Origin of the sequence: Mycobacterium sp. pV006 (assembly GCF_041287115.1) — a bacterium.
Lineage (GTDB): Bacteria > Actinomycetota > Actinomycetes > Mycobacteriales > Mycobacteriaceae > Mycobacterium.
In genome coordinates this window covers 129,523-145,636 of the sequence record NZ_JBGGKT010000010.1, presented here as the reverse complement: position 1 = coordinate 145,636, position 16,114 = coordinate 129,523, and the positions used below count along the sequence as shown (strand labels likewise).

Sequence of the window (16,114 nt, the reverse complement as noted above, 5' to 3'; positions counted from 1 at the left end):
CCCCCCAGCCATGAAGCCGCCCGCAACGCGTTGATGGCGTTGCGCAACGAGATCGGCAAGGTGGTCGTCGGGCAGGACGCTGTGGTCAGCGGCCTGGTCGTCGCTTTGTTGTGTCGCGGTCATGTTCTGCTGGAAGGTGTTCCGGGAGTGGCCAAGACACTGCTGGTGCGCACCCTGGCAGCGGCGCTGCGGCTGGAGTTCAAGCGGGTGCAGTTCACGCCCGACCTGATGCCCGGCGACGTCACCGGTTCCCTGGTCTACGACGCCCGCACCGCCGAGTTCGAGTTCCGCGCCGGGCCGGTGTTCACGAACCTGCTGCTGGCCGACGAGATCAACCGCACCCCGCCGAAGACGCAGGCCGCGCTGCTGGAGGCGATGGAGGAACGTCAGGTCAGCGTCGACGGTGAGCCGCGGCCGCTGCCCGACCCGTTCATCGTGGCCGCCACCCAGAACCCGATCGAGTACGAGGGCACCTACCAACTGCCGGAGGCGCAGCTGGACCGGTTCCTGCTCAAGCTCAACGTGCCGTTGCCGCCGCGCGATCAGGAGATCGCGATCCTGGACCGGCATGCCCGCGGCTTCGATCCGCGCAACCTGTCCACGGTGCAACCAGTCGCGGGTCCGGCGGAGCTCGCTGCGGGCCGCGAGGCGGTGGGCCAGGTCCTGGTGGCCAACGAGATCCTCGGTTACATCGTCGACATCGTCGGCGCCACAAGACAATCCCCGGCGTTACAGCTCGGGGTCTCGCCGCGCGGCGCGACGGCACTGTTGGCCACCGCCCGCTCGTGGGCGTGGTTGTCCGGCCGCAACTACGTCACACCTGATGACGTCAAGGCGATGGCGCGGCCCACGCTGCGGCACCGGGTGGGGTTGCGTCCGGAGGCCGAACTCGAGGGCGCCGGCGCCGACACCGTCCTGGAGGGCATCCTCGCGGCCGTGCCGGTGCCGAGGTAGGCCCCGGCTGTGGTGTTGACCGGACGCGTCGCCCTGATCGCGCTGCTGTGCGCGGTTCCGGTGGCGCTGTCCCCTGCCCCGGGTGCGACGTTCGTCGCGCTGCTGGCGGCGCTGGCCGTCGCGGTGGTGGTGGACATCGCGCTCGCAGGTAGTCCGCGCGCGCTGACGTTGACCCGTAGCGGGCCCACCTCGGCCCGTCTCGGGCAGCCCGTCACGGCGGGCCTGGAGATCACCAACGGCGGCCGCGCGCGGTTCCGCGGCGCAGTCCGTGATGCGTGGGCACCCAGTGCGCGTGCGCAGCCACGCCACCATGCGGTGGATCTTGCTGCGGGACAACGGGTCACGTTGCAGACGACGCTGCAACCGGTGCGTCGTGGCGATCAGGTCTCGGCGCTGGTCACCGCCCGGTCGGTCGGGCCGCTGGGGCTGGCGGGCCGGCAGGCCTCCCACCGCGTGCCGTGGCAGATCCGGATCATGCCGCCGTTCTTGTCGCGCAAGCATCTGCCGTCGCGGTTGGCGCGGCTGCGCGAACTCGAGGGGCTCACGCCGGTGCTGATCCGGGGTCAGGGCACCGAATTCGATTCGCTGCGTGAGTATGTCGTCGGGGACGACGTGCGTTCGATCGACTGGCGGGCTACCGCGCGGCGCGCCGACGTGGTGGTGCGCACGTGGCGACCGGAGCGTGACCGCCGGGTGGTGATCGTGCTCGACACCGGCCGCACGTCGGCCGGTCGCGTCGGCGTCGATCCGACACGCCCGGAGGCGATGGGCGGCTGGCCACGGCTGGACTGGTCGATGGACGCGGCGCTGCTGCTGGCGGCGTTGGCCGCCCGTGCCGGTGACCACGTCGACTTCCTGGCCCATGACCGGACCACGCGCGCCGGGGTGTTCAACGCCGGCCGCACTGATCTGCTGGCCAAGCTCGTCGATGCGATGGCGCCGCTGGAACCGGCTCTGGTGGAGTCGGATCCACGCGCGATGGTCAGCGCGATCCAGCGCCGGGTACGCCGCAGCGCGCTGGTGGTGCTGTTGACCGATCTGAACGCCTCGGCGATCGACGAAGGGCTGATCACCGTGCTGCCGGCGCTGACCGCCAAACACCGCGTGGTGCTGGCCGCGGTGTCCGACCCGCGGGTGGACACGCTGGCCGCCGGGCGCTCGGATGCAGTGGCCGTGTACGACGCGGCGGCCGCCGAACGGGCCCGCAACGAGCGCCGCGATGTCGCCTGGCGCCTGCGCCGGCACGGCGTCGAGGTGGTCGACGCGGCACCCGATGACCTCGCCCCCGCGCTGGCCGACCACTACCTGGCCATGAAAGCCGCCGGGCGCCTGTAGGTCTCAGCCCGTCGGCACCAGATCGGGGGCGTTGTCGATGTCGCCGGTCTCCCCGGCCCGCGCGGCACGGCGACCGAAATACACGACGTAGCCGATGAACGCCGCCTCCGCGGCGATCCCGATCGCGATCCGGACGAATGTCGGCAGTCCCGACGGCGTCACGAACGCCTCGATCACCCCGGCGATCAGCAGCACCGCCACCAGCCCGCCGGCCACCGCGATCACCGCGCGTCCCCGCTCGGCCAGCACCTGCGTGCGGGGCCGGTCCCCCGGCGACACCACCGACCAGCCCAGCCGCATGCCCGCGCCGGCGGCCAGGAACACCGCGGTCAACTCGATCAGGCCGTGCGGGGTCAGCAGCCCCAGGAACACGTCGCCCTTGTCGGCGGAGAACATCAGGCCACCGATCACACCGAGATTCGCGGAGTTCTGGAACAACACCCAGGGAATCGGGATGCCCAGCAGGATCGAGAAGCCGATGCACTGCGCGGCCACCCACGCGTTGTTCACCCACACCTGCAGCGCGAACGAGCCGGCCGGGTGCTCGCTGTAGTAGTCGGCGAAGTCGTGGTTGACCAGTTGCTCGATCTCGGCGGGTGTGCCGACCGCGGCCTGCACCTCCGGGTGCGTGGCCACCCACACCCCGATCACCGCCGCGACGAGGAAGAACGCCACCCCCGAACCCAGCCACCACCGCCAGGAGCGGTAAGCCACCACCGGGAACGACACCGTCCAGAACCGGACGCACTCCTGCCACAGCGGCGCGTGCGCCCCGTTGACCACGGCCCGCGCGCGGGCCACCAGACCGGACAGTTTGCCGACCAGCACGCCGTCCGACGACGACGACCGCACCATCGACAGGTGCGTGGACACCCGCTGGTACAGGTCGACGAGTTCGTCTGCCTCCGCTCCGCTGAGGCGGCGCCGGTTCTTGACCAGATGTTCCAGTCGGTCCCATGACGGGCGGTTCGCCTGAACGAACGCGTCGACATCCATCACACGGATTTTAGTAGCGTGGCGGATATGGTCGGCCAGCAACAGCCCGTGGTGACGGGTGACGCGGTGGTTCTGGACATCCAGATCGCCCAGTTACCGGTACGCGCGCTGTCGGTTCTCATCGACGTCACGGTGGTGTTCATCGTGTACGTCATCGGCGTGGCGCTGTGGGCCCTGACGCTGTCGGAGTTCGACGAGGCGTTCTCGGCCGCGGTGCTGATCATCTTCACCGTGCTGGCGATCGTGGGTTACCCGGTGATCTTCGAGACCGCCACCCGGGGCCGCACGCTGGGCAAGATCGTGATGGGCCTGCGGGTGGTGTCCGACGACGGCAGTCCGGAACGTTTCCGTCAGGCGCTGTTCCGTGCGCTGGCCGGTTTCATCGAGATCTGGATGTTCACCGGTGGTCCGGCGGTGATCAGCAGTTTGCTCTCGTCGAAGGGCAAACGGATCGGTGACATCTTCGCCGGGACCGTGGTGATCAGCGAGCGGGCCCCGAAGATGACCCCGCCTCCGATGATGCCGCCGCAGTTGGCGTCGTGGGCCTCGGCACTCGAACTGTCCGGCTTGGCCCCTGCCCAGGCCGAACTGGCCCGGCAGTTCCTGTCTCGCGCAGAGCAATTGCAGCCTCAGGTGCGCGACGAGATGGCGCTGCGGATCGCGACGGACGTGGTCGCCCAGATCTCGCCGCCGCCTCCGCCGGGCGCGCCACCGGCCATGGTGCTCTCTGCCGTGCTGGCCGAGCGGCATCGCCGCGAACTGCTGCGGATGCATCCGCAGGCCGCGGTGCGGTCCGGCGGACCGCCGCCGCCGACGTGGCCGGTACCGCAGGCATGGCCGGCTCCGCAGGCACAGCCGGCACCGCCGGCACCGACACACAGCGGGGGTTTCACCCCGCCGTCCTAGCGCCTCGCGGAGATGAACGCTTCCCGTGCCCCGTTGTGATTCACCAGGCCGTGAGTCGGTCAGTCCTTTCCTCTAGCGGACCGCTATCCGGGGGACTCACTGCGTATCCCAATGCTTCGAGTTCGGCAACTGCGCTTTCGGGCGAATCGCGTACAGCAGCTCGTGTCTGAATGCGGCGCCACCGGGCACGACCGTGACGGATGGCTTGCTTCCAATCCTCGTTTCCCCTGAAGCCACAGTCACGAATCAAGAATTCGACAACATCTTCCAGACACGGCCGGAACCGTTCTCCACCTGTCGGAAGATGTAGTGACTCGATGCTGTGCGGTGTCTCGTGCCCTAGTCGAGACAGTATGTGGGACAGCGCGCCGCGGTGCGCGGTCACCTGGACATGCGAGCGCGGTTTGCGAGTCGCATCTCGGTCGTAATCCCAACGGATGATCGGTGTTCGGTCCACCTTCGCCTTCAGCGTGAACGAGGAATGTTCGACCGCGATATGGGTACCGAATGAGTCCACGCACAGCTTGTAGTTCGCTGTGAGTTCCGCGAGGCTTCCGTACATCTCCTCACCCGGCCCTTGCAGCGGGAGCCTCAGATCAACGACGGCGCGGAGTCTCTCGGCCTCGGCCATCGTGACGTCCAGCGTCCACCCAAGGCGGGTCCGTAAGCAGTCAGCTGAATTGACCACGTCGTCTACGAATTCATCGACTTCGTCGTTGAACTCGTCGTGTGTCAGCGCCATCAGTGCTAGGCGGGACTCTCTCCCAAGAGAAACGCAATACTTTCAAGCTGCTCCCACGCGTCGTGTTCCTCCCCGACCAGCGCGTAATTTTTCGCCCGCTCACGCAGTTCATCCAGCGTCAGCCCCAGTTTGTCGAGGATCGCATTCCGTCGATCTCGCAGCTCGTCGTCGGACAACGTGGCACTTCTTGTCATCTGGCCTCTCCAAGCCTCAGGCGACACGCGACCTACTGAGTGTTGCACTCCGCAGCGCACCCGTGTCAGACATCAGACGTCATGTCACTCATGATGCACCTGGGCACCGACAAGTTGCCAACGGTTGAGGCGACGACATCCCGCCCCATCGCGGGACGATAGGTGCCGTCGTAGATCAGTCGGCGATCCAGTTGCCGTGGAAGCCGTACGGAACGCGTTGTGGCAGGCGGATCGTCGCCACCGGATCGCCGCCGAAATCGGAGGCGTCGAGGATCACCAGGTCGCTGCCGTCACGCTCGGCGTCGTAGACATAGCCCAGGTACCAACCGCTGGACTCGTCGGGCGCACCAGAGGTCGACGGCACCAACACGGCCTCGCCGGGGTTGCCCGGTCCCGAGGCGGGGAACCGGTGTTCGACAGCGGCACCGGTGGTCAGGTCGTGACGCACCCAGCTGTTCTTGCCGACCGACACCGCGTACCGCGCGGCCTTGGTGGCCAGGCGGTCGTCGATACGGGGGAACTCGACGGGGCGATCGTCGAGCTGGCTTTCGGACACCTTCCCGGTGACCAGATCCAGCGTCCAGGTCCACAGCACAGCTTGGGCGTCGAATCCGCCGTTGTCACGCCATAATTCGGGATAGCGCACGGCCTGCAACACCAGCGACTGCCCGTCCTCGTACGCGTTGGCGACGTGGAACACGTAACACGGGTCGATGTCGACCCAGCGCACCTCGCCGAACGGGTCGTCGCGGCGCAGCAGCCCCAGCCGCGCGCCGTAGTCGTCTTTCCACCTGTAAGGCATGTCGCCGGTGCCACGCATCGCGATGTCGAGGTCGAACACGATCGGCAGGTCCATGAAAACCGCGTAGTTCGGGGTCAACGCGAAGTCGTGCATCATCGTCAGCGCCGGGACGTCCAGCCCGCGGTTGACCGACAGGGTGCCGTCGGCGTCGGCGCGGTGATAGGTCACGTGTGGCGTGAAGATGTTGCCGTAGCCGAAGAAGTGCATCTCCCCGGTGTCGGGACAGATCTTCGGATGCGCGGTCATCGAGTCCACCAGGCGGCCGTCGAAGTCGTAGGCGCCGACGGTCTGCAGGTCGTTGGTGATCTCGTAGGGCAGCGACGATTCGACCAGTGCCAGCGTCTTGCCGGCGTGGTTGACGATGTGGGTGTTGGCCACACTGGCGCGCAGGTTGCGGGTGCCGTCGGCGTTGTACAGCGGGAAGTCGGAGATGAAGCTGTCGGTGCGCACCCACCGGTTGCGATACCAGGCGGCCCGGCCGTTCTCGAGGCGCACGCCGTGGATCATGCCCTCGCCGGTGAACCAGTGTCCGGTCGCGACGCGCGGGTTGGGCCCGTTGCGCAGGTACCAGCCCGACAGCTCAGGCGGGATGGCGCCCTCGACGGGCAGATCGTATTCGGTGAGCTCGTCGGGGACGGGCGCGTAGTTGCCCACCTCGAAGATCGACGCCGCGCTGCTGGTGGTTTCGCTCATGGACATCTCCCGACGCTGGGCTGTGTGGCCTCAGCCTACTGACGCGTGTAGACAAAGGTCATGGATCGCTTTCCGCTCGGGCCCTACACCGTCGGGCGGCTCGGCTTCGGCGCCATGCAGCTGCCGGGCCCCGGTGTCTTCGGCCCGCCGCGCGACCGTGACCAGGCCATCGCCGTGCTGCACCGCGCCGTCGAACTGGGCATCGACCACATCGACACCGCGCAGATCTACGGACCCGACGTCGCCAACGAACTGATCCGCGAAGCCCTGCACCCCTACCCCGAGGGCCTGGCGATCGTCAGCAAGGTCGGCGGCAGACGCGACGAGCAGGCCAACTGGCTGCCGGCCCAGGAGCCCGACGACCTGCGCAGGCAGCTCGAGGACAACCTGCGCACCCTCGGCACCGACCGGCTGGCCGCAGTGAACCTGCGCCTGTTCGAGCCCGAGGTCGACCGCGCGCTGTTCGATCGGCAGCTGACGACGATGATCACCGCGCGCGACGAGGGCCTGATCGCCGGTATCGGGCTGAGCAACGTCACCGTCGAGCATCTGCGAATCGCGTTGGAGCGCACCGAGATCGTGTGTGTGCAGAACGCCTACAATCTGCTCGACCGGACCTCGCAGCCGGTGCTGGACCTGTGCGTCGAGCGGGGTATCGCGTTCGTCCCGTTCTTCCCGCTGGGCTCGGGCTTCCTGCCGGACAACCCGGTGCTCAACCATCCGGCGGTGGTCCGCGCAGCCCAGAAGCTGGGCCGCACACCGGCGCAGATCGCGCTGGCGTGGACGTTGTCGGTGGCGCCCAACGTGCTGCTGATCCCGGGGACGTCGTCGGTGGCGCATCTGGAGGAGAACACCGCGGTGCGCGACATCGTCCTGGACCAGGAGACCCAGTGCGCGCTCGATCATCCCGCGCGCGATTAACGCTTCCACCCCGGCGGCCAATAAAATCGCCACCATAATGACGACTTCCCCCGGGTCGGCCACCGCGGCCGGACCCCGCTCCGACAAAGTTGCCGCCGAGGCGCGCCGCCGCCGCACCTTCGCGGTCATCAGCCATCCCGACGCCGGCAAGTCCACCCTGACCGAGGCGCTGGTCCTGCACGCCAGGGCGATCACCGAGGCCGGCGCCGTGCACGGCAAGGGCAACCGTCGCGCCACGGTGTCGGACTGGATGGAGATGGAGAAGGCGCGCGGCATCTCGATCACGTCCACGGCACTGCAGTTCCCGTACACCACGGCATCCGGTGAAACCTGCATCATCAACCTGCTCGACACCCCGGGCCACGCCGACTTCTCCGAGGACACCTACCGGGTGCTCACCGCCGTCGACTGCGCGGTGATGCTCATCGACGCGGCCAAAGGCCTGGAACCGCAGACGCTGAAGCTGTTTCAGGTCTGCCGCCACCGCGGCATCCCGATCATCACGGTGGTCAACAAATGGGACCGCCCGGGCCGGCACGCGTTGGAGTTGATGGACGAGATCCACGAGCGCATCCAGCTGCAGACCACGCCGCTGACCTGGCCGGTCGGCATCGCCGGCGATTTCAAGGGCGTCCTCGACCGGCGGACCGGCAAGTACATCAAGTACACCCGCACGGCCGGCGGCGCCACCGCCGCGCCCGAAGAGCACATCGACGCGTCCCGAGCCCGCGAGATCGCCGGAGACGACTGGGACACCGCGGTCGAGGAATCCGAACTGCTGTCCGCCGACGACGCCGACTTCGACCGGGAGTCGTTCCTGCGGTGCACGTCGACCCCGGTGCTGTTCACCTCCGCCATCCTCAACTTCGGTGTGAACCAGCTCCTCGACGTCCTCACCCAGCTGGCGCCCTCACCCAGCGGTCAGGTCGACGTGGACGGCAACCGCCGCGACCCCGACGCGCCGTTCTCGGCGTTCGTGTTCAAGGTGCAGGCCGGCATGGATTCCGCGCACCGCGACCGCATCGCCTACGCGCGGGTGTGTTCAGGCACGTTCGAGCGCGGTGACGTGCTGACCCATGCTGCCACCGGAAAACCGTTCGTGACCAAGTACGCGCAGTCGGTGTTCGGTCAGCAGCGCTCGACGTTGGACACGGCGTGGCCGGGTGATGTGATCGGTCTGGCCAACGCCGCGGCCCTGCGGCCCGGCGACACGCTGTATCAGGAAGTGCCCGTGCAGTATCCGCCGATCCCGAGCTTCTCGCCGGAGCATTTCTCGGTCGCGCGCGGCACCGACCCGAGCAAGCACAAGCAGTTCCGCAAGGGCATCGAGCAGCTCGACCAGGAAGGTGTCGTGCAGGTGTTGCGGTCCGACCGGCGCGGTGACCAGGCGCCGGTGTTGGCGGCGGTCGGTCCGATGCAGTTCGAGGTGGCCGCCCACCGGATGGCCGGCGAGTTCAGTTCCCCGATTTCGTTGGAACCGTTGCCCTACACCGTGGCCCGTCTGTGTGAGCCCGACGACGTCGAATTGCTGTCCCGGTTGCCGTCGGTGGAGGTGTTCACCCGCAGCGACGGTGCGCTGCTGGCGGTGTTCGCCACGAAGTGGCGCCTGGAGACGGTGCAGCGGGAGAATCCCGACCTCGTCTTGCGCGAGTTGGTGGCGGCGGGCCAGTGAGTCAGTCGACGTCGACCCAGTCCAGGGTGCGTTCGACGGCCTTGCGCCAGCCCGCATAGCCGGCTTCGCGCTGCTCCTCGGACCACTGTGGCGTCCAGCGCTTGTCCTCGTGCCAGTTGGCGCGCAGGTCGTCGGGACCGTCCCAGAACCCGACCCCGAGACCGGCGGCATAGGCGGCGCCGAGCGCAGTGGTCTCGGCGACAACGGGTTTGACCACATCTACACCGAGCACATCGGCCTGGATCTGCATGCACAGGTCGTTGGCGGTGATGCCGCCGTCGACCTTGAGCACCTCCAGCGTCACTCCCGAATCGGCGGCCATCGCGTCGGCCACGTCCCTGCTCTGGTAGCAGATCGCCTCCAGGGTGGCGCGGGCGAGATGGGCGTTGGTGTTGTACCGCGACAGGCCGACGATCGCGCCGCGCGCATCCGAACGCCAGTACGGCGCAAACAATCCCGAGAACGCCGGCACGAAATACACCCCGCCGTTGTCCTCGACCTGGCGGGCCAGCGCCTCGCTCTGGGACGCACCGCTGATGATGCCGAGCTGGTCACGCAGCCACTGCACCGCCGATCCCGTCACCGCGATCGAACCCTCCAGTGCATAAATGGGTTTCGCATCCGAGAACTGGTAGCAGACGGTGGTCAGCAACCCGTTGTCCGAACGCACGATCTCCTCGCCGGTATTGATCAGCAGGAAATTGCCTGTGCCGTAGGTGTTCTTGGCCTCGCCGGGCGACAGGCACACCTGCCCGACCATCGCGGCCTGTTGGTCGCCGAGGATCCCGGTGATCGGGATCTCGCCGTCGGCGGGACCGGTCTCGACTGTCGTCCCGTACGGCTCGGCGCACGACGACGGCCGGATCTCGGGCAGCATCTGACGTGGGATGTCGAAGAACCCGAGCAGTTCGTCGTCCCAATCCAGGGTCTCGAGATTCATCAACATCGTGCGGCTGGCGTTGGTGACGTCGGTGCTGTGCACCCCGCCGCGGTGCCCGCCGGTCAGATTCCACAGCACCCAGGTGTCGGTCGTGCCGAAGATCGCGTCGCCGTTCTCGGCGTCGGCGCGCAGCCCGTCGACGTTCTCGAGCAGCCACTGCAGCTTTCCGCCGGCGAAATAGGTGGCCGGCGGGAGACCGGCCTTCTGACGGATCACGTCGCCCCGGCCGTCGCGGTCCAGTGCCGACGCGATCCGGTCGGTGCGGGTGTCCTGCCAGACGATCGCGTTGTAGTACGGGCGCCCGGTGCGGCGGTTCCACACCAGCGACGTCTCCCGCTGGTTGGTGATGCCCAGCGCGGCGAGGTCGCCGGCGGACAGGTTGGTGCTGTTCAGCGCCGACGCCAGCACCGCGCTGGTGCGCTCCCAGATCTCGACGGGGTTGTGCTCGACCCAGCCGGCCTTCGGCAGGATCTGCTCGTGTTCGAGCTGGTGGCGGCCTACTTCGGTGCCGTCGTGGTCGAAGATCATGCACCGCGAGCTGGTGGTGCCCTGGTCGATTGCAGCGACGAAGTCGGCCATTCGTCCATCATGGACCAATGGGCACCCGCACAGCTGATATCGGCACCATGGCGCGCGGTGGCCCGGACGCGTCCTGTCTGGACCGGCTGCTGCAGACCGACCGGCGCGAATACCTCGACCGCGACGACGTCGATCCGGCCAAGAAGCGCAGCGTCATCAGGGCGCTGGACCGGACCGGCGAGCTCTTCGGGCAGCACGCCCGGTTCGCCAAGATCGCGCTGGACGAGGTCGCCGACGTCGCCGACCCGAGGATCCTCGAGCTCGGGGCGGGGCACGGCGCGCTGTCCCGACTGCTGCTGGACTGGCATCCCACCGCCCGGCTGACGGTCACCGATGTCGACGCCGCGTCGGTGGCGGCGATCGCCGCCGGTGAGCTCGGCACGCACCGCCGCGTCGAGGTACGGCAGTGCGACGCGACCGCGATCGACGCACCGGACGGTCACTTCGACCTCGCGGTGTTCGCGCTGTCGTTGCACCACCTCGAGCCGGAGGCGGCGGCGCGGGTGATCGCCGAGGGCACCCGCGTCGCCGATGCGCTGCTGGTGATCGACCTGCCGCGCCCGCCCGCACCGCTGCATCTGCTGCGGTTGGCCACGATGCTGCCGTGGGCACCGCTGGTGCCGTTCGTGCACGACGGCGTGATCAGTTCACTGCGCGCCTACAGCCCGTCGGCGCTGCGGGCGTTGGCCCGCCACGCCCACCCCGACATCGAGGTCCGGTTGCGCGGCGGGTGTCTGAGTCCGCAGATCATGGTGGCCCGCCGGTCCTGATCGGTCAGGACCCCGCCAGCATCACCCGTTCGTTGGGGACGCAGTGCGTCATCTTGAGCCCCTCGACGTCGCGGGGGCCGTTCTTGCCGAGGTTCTGCCGCCGCTGCTCCTCCTCGTCGGACAGGGTCTGGGACTTCAGCGGTTCCAGGTCTCGCACGTCGTCGACGGTGATGCCCAGCCCCTCCCCGACGCGCAGCCCGAGTTCGTCGTCGCACATCAGGAAGTGCCACACCATCCGTTCCTGCACCTCGCGGGTGGCTTCACCGATGTTGGTGACGAAGTTGTCGACCAGGTCGTCCTTCTCCCACTGGTCCATCAGCTGGTACCGCTGACCGGCCTGCTCGTAGTCGTTGGTGCGCGGGATCCGCGTGCGGGTGATGCGTCCGCGGTACTCCGGTCCGTACTCGTCGGCGGTCGGCGCCTGCGCTTCGCGCAACCCGCCGGTGATCGACGGCTCGTAGTTGACGTGCGGGTTGGTGCCGACGTTGTCGATGCCGTACTGCATCTGCCCGCCCTGCTGATTGGTCGACACCCTGGCGTTCTTCGGCTGGTTGACCGGGAGCTGGAGGTAGTTCGGACCGACCCGGTAGCGCTGGGTGTCGGAGTAGGAGAACGTGCGGCCGATCAACATCTTGTCCTCGGAGAAGTCCAGCCCGTCGACGAGCACGCCGGTGCCCAGCGCCATCTGCTCGTTGTCGTTGAAGAAGTTGTCGACGGTGCGGTTCAACACCATTCGCCCGACCAGCTTCGGCGGGAACTCGTTTTCCGGCCACACCTTGGTGTCGTCGAGCGGATCCCAGTTCAGTTCAGGGTGCTCGTCGTCGCTCATCACCTGCACCAGCAGTTCCCACTCCGGGTAGTCGCCGCGCTCGATGGACTCGTACAGGTCCTTGGTGGCGCTGCCCAGTTCCCTGGCCTGGATCGCGGCGGCATCGGCCTCGGTCAGACTCTTGACCCCGGCCTTGGGCATCCAGTGGTACTTCACCAGAAAGGTCTCGCCCTCGGCGTTGACCCACCGGTAGGTGTTCACGCCGAAGCCCTGCATGGTGCGGTAGTTGGCCGGGATGCCGCGCGGGGAGAACAGGTTGACGATCATGTGCATGGACTCGGGTGTCTGGGACATGAAGTCGAAGATGCGGGCCGGTTCCTGGTGGTGGGTGACGGGATCCGGTTTGAGCGAGTGGATGACATCGGGGAACTTGATCGCGTCACGGATGAAGAAGACGGCCAGGTTGTTGCCGACCAGATCCCAGTTGCCGTCCTCGGTGTAGAACTTGACCGCGAACCCGCGCGGGTCACGCGCGACCTCCGAGGAATCCCGGCCGCCGATCACGGTGGAGAATCGGATGGCCAGGTCGGTGCGCTTGCCGGGGGTGTTGAACAGCTTTGCGCGGGTGTAGCGCTCGATCGGCTCGTCACCCCACGTGCCGGTGGCCTCGAAGTAGCCGAACGCGACGGCGCCGCGCGCGTGCACGACGCGTTCGGGGATGCGTTCGCGGTCGAAGTGGCTCATCTTCTCGAGGAAGTGATAGTTCTCCATCGTCGCCGGACCGCGGGGGCCGACGGTGCGCTGGTTCTGGTTGTCGAAGATCGGATGACCCTGACGGTCGGTCAGCACGTCGCGGCTGTCACCGGGGTCGGGCGGTTGGTTGGCGACATCGGTCATGTCGAACTCCTCTGTCTCAGGCGGGCCGAACCGACGCACTACCCGGGCCGGGACGCCGCAAACACGCCGATACTTGCGCGTGCGTCATCGACGCTGTTGCATCGGCGGCATGGGCGAGGAACTCAAGCGGACCGAATTCAGCCGCGAGCACCGGCGGGAGTACCGCCGCAAGGTGCAGCTGTGTCTGGATGTGTTCGAGACGATGCTCGCCCAGTCCAGCTTCGACTTCGAGAAGCCGCTGACGGGCATGGAGATCGAATGCAACCTCGTCGATTCCCGGTACCAGCCCGCGATGAGCAACGCCGAGGTGCTCGCATCGATCGCCGACCCCGCCTACCAGACCGAGCTGGGCGCCTACAACATCGAGTTCAACGTGCCGCCGCGACGGCTGCCGGGCCGCTCGGCGCTCGACCTCGAGGACGAGGTGCGCGCCAGCCTGAACGCCGCCGAGGCCAAGGCCAATCTCAGCGACGCGCACATCGTCATGGTCGGGATCCTGCCGACGTTGATGCCGCAGCATCTGTCGGGCCACTGGATGAGCGAATCGATCCGGTATCAGGCGCTCAACGATTCGATTTTCACCGCGCGCGGCGAGGACATCATGATCGACATCGCCGGTCCGGAACGCCTGAGCCTGCAGGCGGCGACGATCGCACCCGAATCGGCCTGCACCAGCATGCAATTGCATCTACAGGTCTCGCCTGCCGACTTCGCCAACAACTGGAACGCCGCGCAGGTGCTGGCCGGTCCGCAGCTGGCGCTGGGGGCGAACTCGCCGTTCTTCTTCGGCCATCACCTGTGGGCCGAGACACGGATCGAGTTGTTCGCCCAGGCCACCGACACGCGCCCCGAGGAGCTCAAGACCCAGGGTGTGCGGCCGCGGGTGTGGTTCGGCGAGCGGTGGATCACCTCGATCTTCGATCTGTTCGAGGAGAACGTGCGCTACTTCCCGTCGCTGCTGCCCGAGTTGTCCGACGAGGATCCGGTGGCCGAGTTGGCGGCCGGGCGCACACCTCGGCTCTCGGAGCTACGTCTGCACAACGGGACCATCTACCGGTGGAACCGACCGGTGTACGACATCGTCGATGGCCGACCACACCTTCGCGTGGAGAACCGGGTGCTGCCGGCAGGTCCCACGGTGGTGGACATGATGGCCAACTCGGCCTTCTACTACGGCATGCTGCGCACGCTGTCCGAGGAGGACCGGCCGGTGTGGACGCAGATGAGTTTCGCTGCCGCCGAACACAACTTCCTGCAGGCCGCTCAATTCGGGATGGACTGCCGGATGTACTGGCCGGGGCTGGGCGAGATCACCCCCGACGAGTTGGTGCTGCGCCGGCTGTTGCCGATGGCCGACGAGGGGCTGCGGCGCTGGGAGGTGTCCGCCGAGGTGCGCGACCGCTACCTGGGTGTGATCGAAGGCCGCGCCAAGACCGGCCGCAACGGCGCTGCGTGGCAGGCCGCGACGGTCGGCGCGCTGCAGAGCAGGGGCGCGAGCCGGCCCGACGCGCTGGCCGAGATGCTGCGCCTGTACTGCGAACACATGCACAGCAACGAACCGGTGCACACCTGGGAGGTGCCGGGTGCTCGCGGGTAGGTTGGCGCCATGGCCGAAGTGATGGACTGGGACAGCGCATACCGGGGCGAAGGCGACTTCGACGGCGAACCGCCGTGGAACATCGGGGAGCCTCAGCCGGAACTCGCGGCCCTGTGGCGCGCCGGTGCGTTCCGTAGCGAGGTCCTCGACGCCGGTTGCGGGCATGCCGCGCTGTCGCTGGCGCTGGCCGCCGACGGTTACACGGTCACCGGAATCGACATCAGTCCCACCGCGGTCGCTGCGGCCACCGCCGCCGCCGCCGAACGCGGTCTGTCCGAGCGGGCGACATTCGTGGCCGCCGACATCACCGCCCTGACGGGCTTCGACGGCCGGTTCTCCACCATCGTCGACAGCACACTGTTCCACTCACTGCCGGTGGAGGCCCGCGACGCCTATCTGCAGTCCGTCCACCGGGCCGCAGCACCCGGTGCCGGGTACTTCGTGCTCGCGTTCGCCAAAGGCGCGTTTCCGGAGGAGATGTCGCCCGGACCCAACGAGGTCTCCGAAATCGAACTCCGCGAAGCGGTTTCACCGTACTGGGAGATCGACGACATCCGGCCGGCACTGATCCACTCCAACGTCCCGAAGACGGCGGGACCGCCGCCGCCGCTGGACCTGCTCGACGAGCACGGCCGCCTGCGCATGCAGGCATTCCTGTTGTCGGCACACAAGGCGCCGTAACACTTCCGCGCCGCCATCCTTGACCGGCGGCGTTCGGCGATGCTTCAATTTGAACATCGTTCGAATCCGAACGCTGGTCGAAAGGACTGCTGTGGCCCGACCACGGCGTGCGACGTCGGTGTTGCCCTACGGGGCGCTCGACCGCACCCACCTGGTCAACCACCTGCTGAACCTGGCCCGCTCGGTCGGCGTCGAGAACGTCACGATGCGGGCCCTGGCCACCGCGGCCGGTACCTCCCCGTCATCGGTCTACTACCACGTCAAGGACAAGGCGGCCCTGCTGGATCTCCTCGCCGAATCGGTCGTCGAGAGCATCGAGGTCCCCACCGAGGGCGACTGGACGCAGCGCATCGTCGCGCTTCACACCAACGCCTGGCGCGCCATGATCGACATGCCGGGCATCGCCGCCCTGCTCCAGCAACGCCCGCTGACCGGGACGGCACACCTCATGGATCGCACCGCCAAGGCGATCCTCGCCGAATCCGGCTGGCCCGCACAAAGAGTCGACGACGCCCACGTCGTGTTCTACATCCACCTGCTCGGCTCGGTGCAGCTGCACCACCATCTCGGCCCGGCGGGACTGACGTCCGCAGCTGACGCCGAAGCGCTGTTCCGGCGTGGGCTGCAGGTGATCCTGACCGGCCTGCTGCACACAAAGGAGTGAAC

At 67.8% G+C, this 16,114-nt stretch carries 15 protein-coding genes; 9 read left to right on the top strand and 6 right to left on the bottom strand.

Features of this window, described 5'->3' with window-relative positions; translation table 11 throughout:
• Positions 1-33 precede the first annotated feature (33 nt).
• On the top strand, positions 34-954 hold the full coding sequence (locus ACAG25_RS16945; protein ID WP_370489689.1) for an AAA family ATPase: 921 nt from the start codon (positions 34-36) through the stop codon (positions 952-954).
• A gap of 9 nt (positions 955-963) precedes the next feature.
• A complete protein-coding gene (locus ACAG25_RS16940) occupies positions 964-2,289 on the top strand; it encodes a DUF58 domain-containing protein (RefSeq protein ID WP_370489628.1) in 1,326 nt (441 codons plus the stop codon).
• Between the two features lie 3 nt (positions 2,290-2,292).
• Here ACAG25_RS16940 and ACAG25_RS16935 read toward each other — a convergent pair whose 3' ends face one another.
• Positions 2,293-3,285 (bottom strand): stage II sporulation protein M, encoded by a 993-nt coding sequence (locus ACAG25_RS16935; protein WP_370489627.1) that lies wholly within the window; start codon positions 3,283-3,285, stop codon positions 2,293-2,295.
• Between the two features lie 27 nt (positions 3,286-3,312).
• On the opposite strand from ACAG25_RS16935, the gene ACAG25_RS16930 reads away from it, so the two are divergent.
• The gene (locus ACAG25_RS16930; RefSeq protein ID WP_370489626.1) at positions 3,313-4,191 is read left to right on the top strand and encodes an RDD family protein; all 879 of its coding nucleotides are present in this window, start codon (positions 3,313-3,315) and stop codon (positions 4,189-4,191) included.
• 40 nt (positions 4,192-4,231) lie between these two features.
• Here ACAG25_RS16930 and ACAG25_RS16925 read toward each other — a convergent pair whose 3' ends face one another.
• The 3 genes from ACAG25_RS16925 to ACAG25_RS16915 form a co-directional block, all read right to left on the bottom strand.
• Positions 4,232-4,933: a hypothetical protein gene (locus ACAG25_RS16925; RefSeq protein ID WP_370489625.1), complete on the bottom strand. Its 702-nt coding sequence runs from the start codon at positions 4,931-4,933 to the stop codon at positions 4,232-4,234.
• A gap of 5 nt (positions 4,934-4,938) precedes the next feature.
• Positions 4,939-5,109 carry a hypothetical protein gene (locus ACAG25_RS16920; protein WP_370489624.1) on the bottom strand — a complete coding sequence of 57 codons (171 nt, stop codon included), beginning with the start codon at positions 5,107-5,109 and terminating at the stop codon, positions 4,939-4,941.
• A 193-nt stretch (positions 5,110-5,302) separates the two neighbouring features.
• Positions 5,303-6,622, bottom strand: a complete 1,320-nt coding sequence (locus tag ACAG25_RS16915) for a carotenoid oxygenase family protein (RefSeq protein WP_370489623.1) — start codon at positions 6,620-6,622, stop codon at positions 5,303-5,305.
• Between the two features lie 60 nt (positions 6,623-6,682).
• Here ACAG25_RS16915 and ACAG25_RS16910 point away from each other — a divergent pair, with 60 nt between their 5' ends.
• Together ACAG25_RS16910 and ACAG25_RS16905 are read left to right on the top strand one after the other, a co-directional pair.
• Positions 6,683-7,543, top strand: a complete 861-nt coding sequence (locus tag ACAG25_RS16910; RefSeq protein WP_370489622.1) for an oxidoreductase — start codon at positions 6,683-6,685, stop codon at positions 7,541-7,543.
• Between the two features lie 37 nt (positions 7,544-7,580).
• Complete coding sequence (locus ACAG25_RS16905) at positions 7,581-9,215, top strand: peptide chain release factor 3 (protein WP_370489621.1); 1,635 nt, start codon at positions 7,581-7,583, stop codon at positions 9,213-9,215.
• Position 9,216: 1 nt separating this feature from the next.
• Here the strand turns inward: ACAG25_RS16905 and glpK are convergent, their stop codons facing one another.
• Positions 9,217-10,734, bottom strand: a complete 1,518-nt coding sequence (gene glpK, locus ACAG25_RS16900) for a glycerol kinase GlpK (RefSeq protein ID WP_370489620.1) — start codon at positions 10,732-10,734, stop codon at positions 9,217-9,219.
• Positions 10,735-10,751: 17 nt separating this feature from the next.
• Here glpK and ACAG25_RS16895 point away from each other — a divergent pair, with 17 nt between their 5' ends.
• Positions 10,752-11,504: a methyltransferase domain-containing protein gene (locus tag ACAG25_RS16895; protein WP_370489619.1), complete on the top strand. Its 753-nt coding sequence runs from the start codon at positions 10,752-10,754 to the stop codon at positions 11,502-11,504.
• A 4-nt stretch (positions 11,505-11,508) separates the two neighbouring features.
• Here the strand turns inward: ACAG25_RS16895 and ACAG25_RS16890 are convergent, their stop codons facing one another.
• On the bottom strand, positions 11,509-13,170 hold the full coding sequence (locus tag ACAG25_RS16890) for a catalase (RefSeq protein WP_370489618.1): 1,662 nt from the start codon (positions 13,168-13,170) through the stop codon (positions 11,509-11,511).
• 109 nt (positions 13,171-13,279) lie between these two features.
• Between ACAG25_RS16890 and ACAG25_RS16885 the strand changes: the two genes are divergently transcribed.
• The 3 genes from ACAG25_RS16885 (at position 13,280) to ACAG25_RS16875 (ending at position 16,112) form a co-directional block, all read left to right on the top strand.
• Positions 13,280-14,767, top strand: a complete 1,488-nt coding sequence (locus ACAG25_RS16885) for a glutamate--cysteine ligase (RefSeq protein ID WP_370489617.1) — start codon at positions 13,280-13,282, stop codon at positions 14,765-14,767.
• A 9-nt stretch (positions 14,768-14,776) separates the two neighbouring features.
• Positions 14,777-15,448 carry a cyclopropane-fatty-acyl-phospholipid synthase family protein gene (locus tag ACAG25_RS16880; protein ID WP_370489616.1) on the top strand — a complete coding sequence of 224 codons (672 nt, stop codon included), beginning with the start codon at positions 14,777-14,779 and terminating at the stop codon, positions 15,446-15,448.
• 91 nt (positions 15,449-15,539) lie between these two features.
• Entirely contained in the window at positions 15,540-16,112 is a 573-nt protein-coding gene (locus tag ACAG25_RS16875) for a TetR/AcrR family transcriptional regulator (protein WP_370489615.1), read from the top strand.
• Positions 16,113-16,114: the final 2 nt, after the last annotated feature.

What these genes read in the sequence shown, in the direction of transcription:
- ACAG25_RS16890 (WP_370489618.1), bottom strand. Translation starts at nt 13,170, where the DNA reads ATGACCGATGTCGCCAACCAACCGCCCGACCCCGGTGACAGCCGCGAC.
- ACAG25_RS16895 (WP_370489619.1), top strand. Translation starts at nt 10,752, where the DNA reads ATGGGCACCCGCACAGCTGATATCGGCACCATGGCGCGCGGTGGCCCG.
- glpK (WP_370489620.1), bottom strand. Translation starts at nt 10,734, where the DNA reads ATGGCCGACTTCGTCGCTGCAATCGACCAGGGCACCACCAGCTCGCGG.
- ACAG25_RS16935 (WP_370489627.1), bottom strand. Translation starts at nt 3,285, where the DNA reads ATGGATGTCGACGCGTTCGTTCAGGCGAACCGCCCGTCATGGGACCGA.
- ACAG25_RS16905 (WP_370489621.1), top strand. Translation starts at nt 7,581, where the DNA reads ATGACGACTTCCCCCGGGTCGGCCACCGCGGCCGGACCCCGCTCCGAC.
- ACAG25_RS16930 (WP_370489626.1), top strand. Translation starts at nt 3,313, where the DNA reads ATGGTCGGCCAGCAACAGCCCGTGGTGACGGGTGACGCGGTGGTTCTG.
- ACAG25_RS16910 (WP_370489622.1), top strand. Translation starts at nt 6,683, where the DNA reads ATGGATCGCTTTCCGCTCGGGCCCTACACCGTCGGGCGGCTCGGCTTC.
- ACAG25_RS16915 (WP_370489623.1), bottom strand. Translation starts at nt 6,622, where the DNA reads ATGAGCGAAACCACCAGCAGCGCGGCGTCGATCTTCGAGGTGGGCAAC.
- ACAG25_RS16885 (WP_370489617.1), top strand. Translation starts at nt 13,280, where the DNA reads ATGGGCGAGGAACTCAAGCGGACCGAATTCAGCCGCGAGCACCGGCGG.
- ACAG25_RS16925 (WP_370489625.1), bottom strand. Translation starts at nt 4,933, where the DNA reads ATGGCGCTGACACACGACGAGTTCAACGACGAAGTCGATGAATTCGTA.
- ACAG25_RS16880 (WP_370489616.1), top strand. Translation starts at nt 14,777, where the DNA reads ATGGCCGAAGTGATGGACTGGGACAGCGCATACCGGGGCGAAGGCGAC.
- ACAG25_RS16945 (WP_370489689.1), top strand. Translation starts at nt 34, where the DNA reads ATGGCGTTGCGCAACGAGATCGGCAAGGTGGTCGTCGGGCAGGACGCT.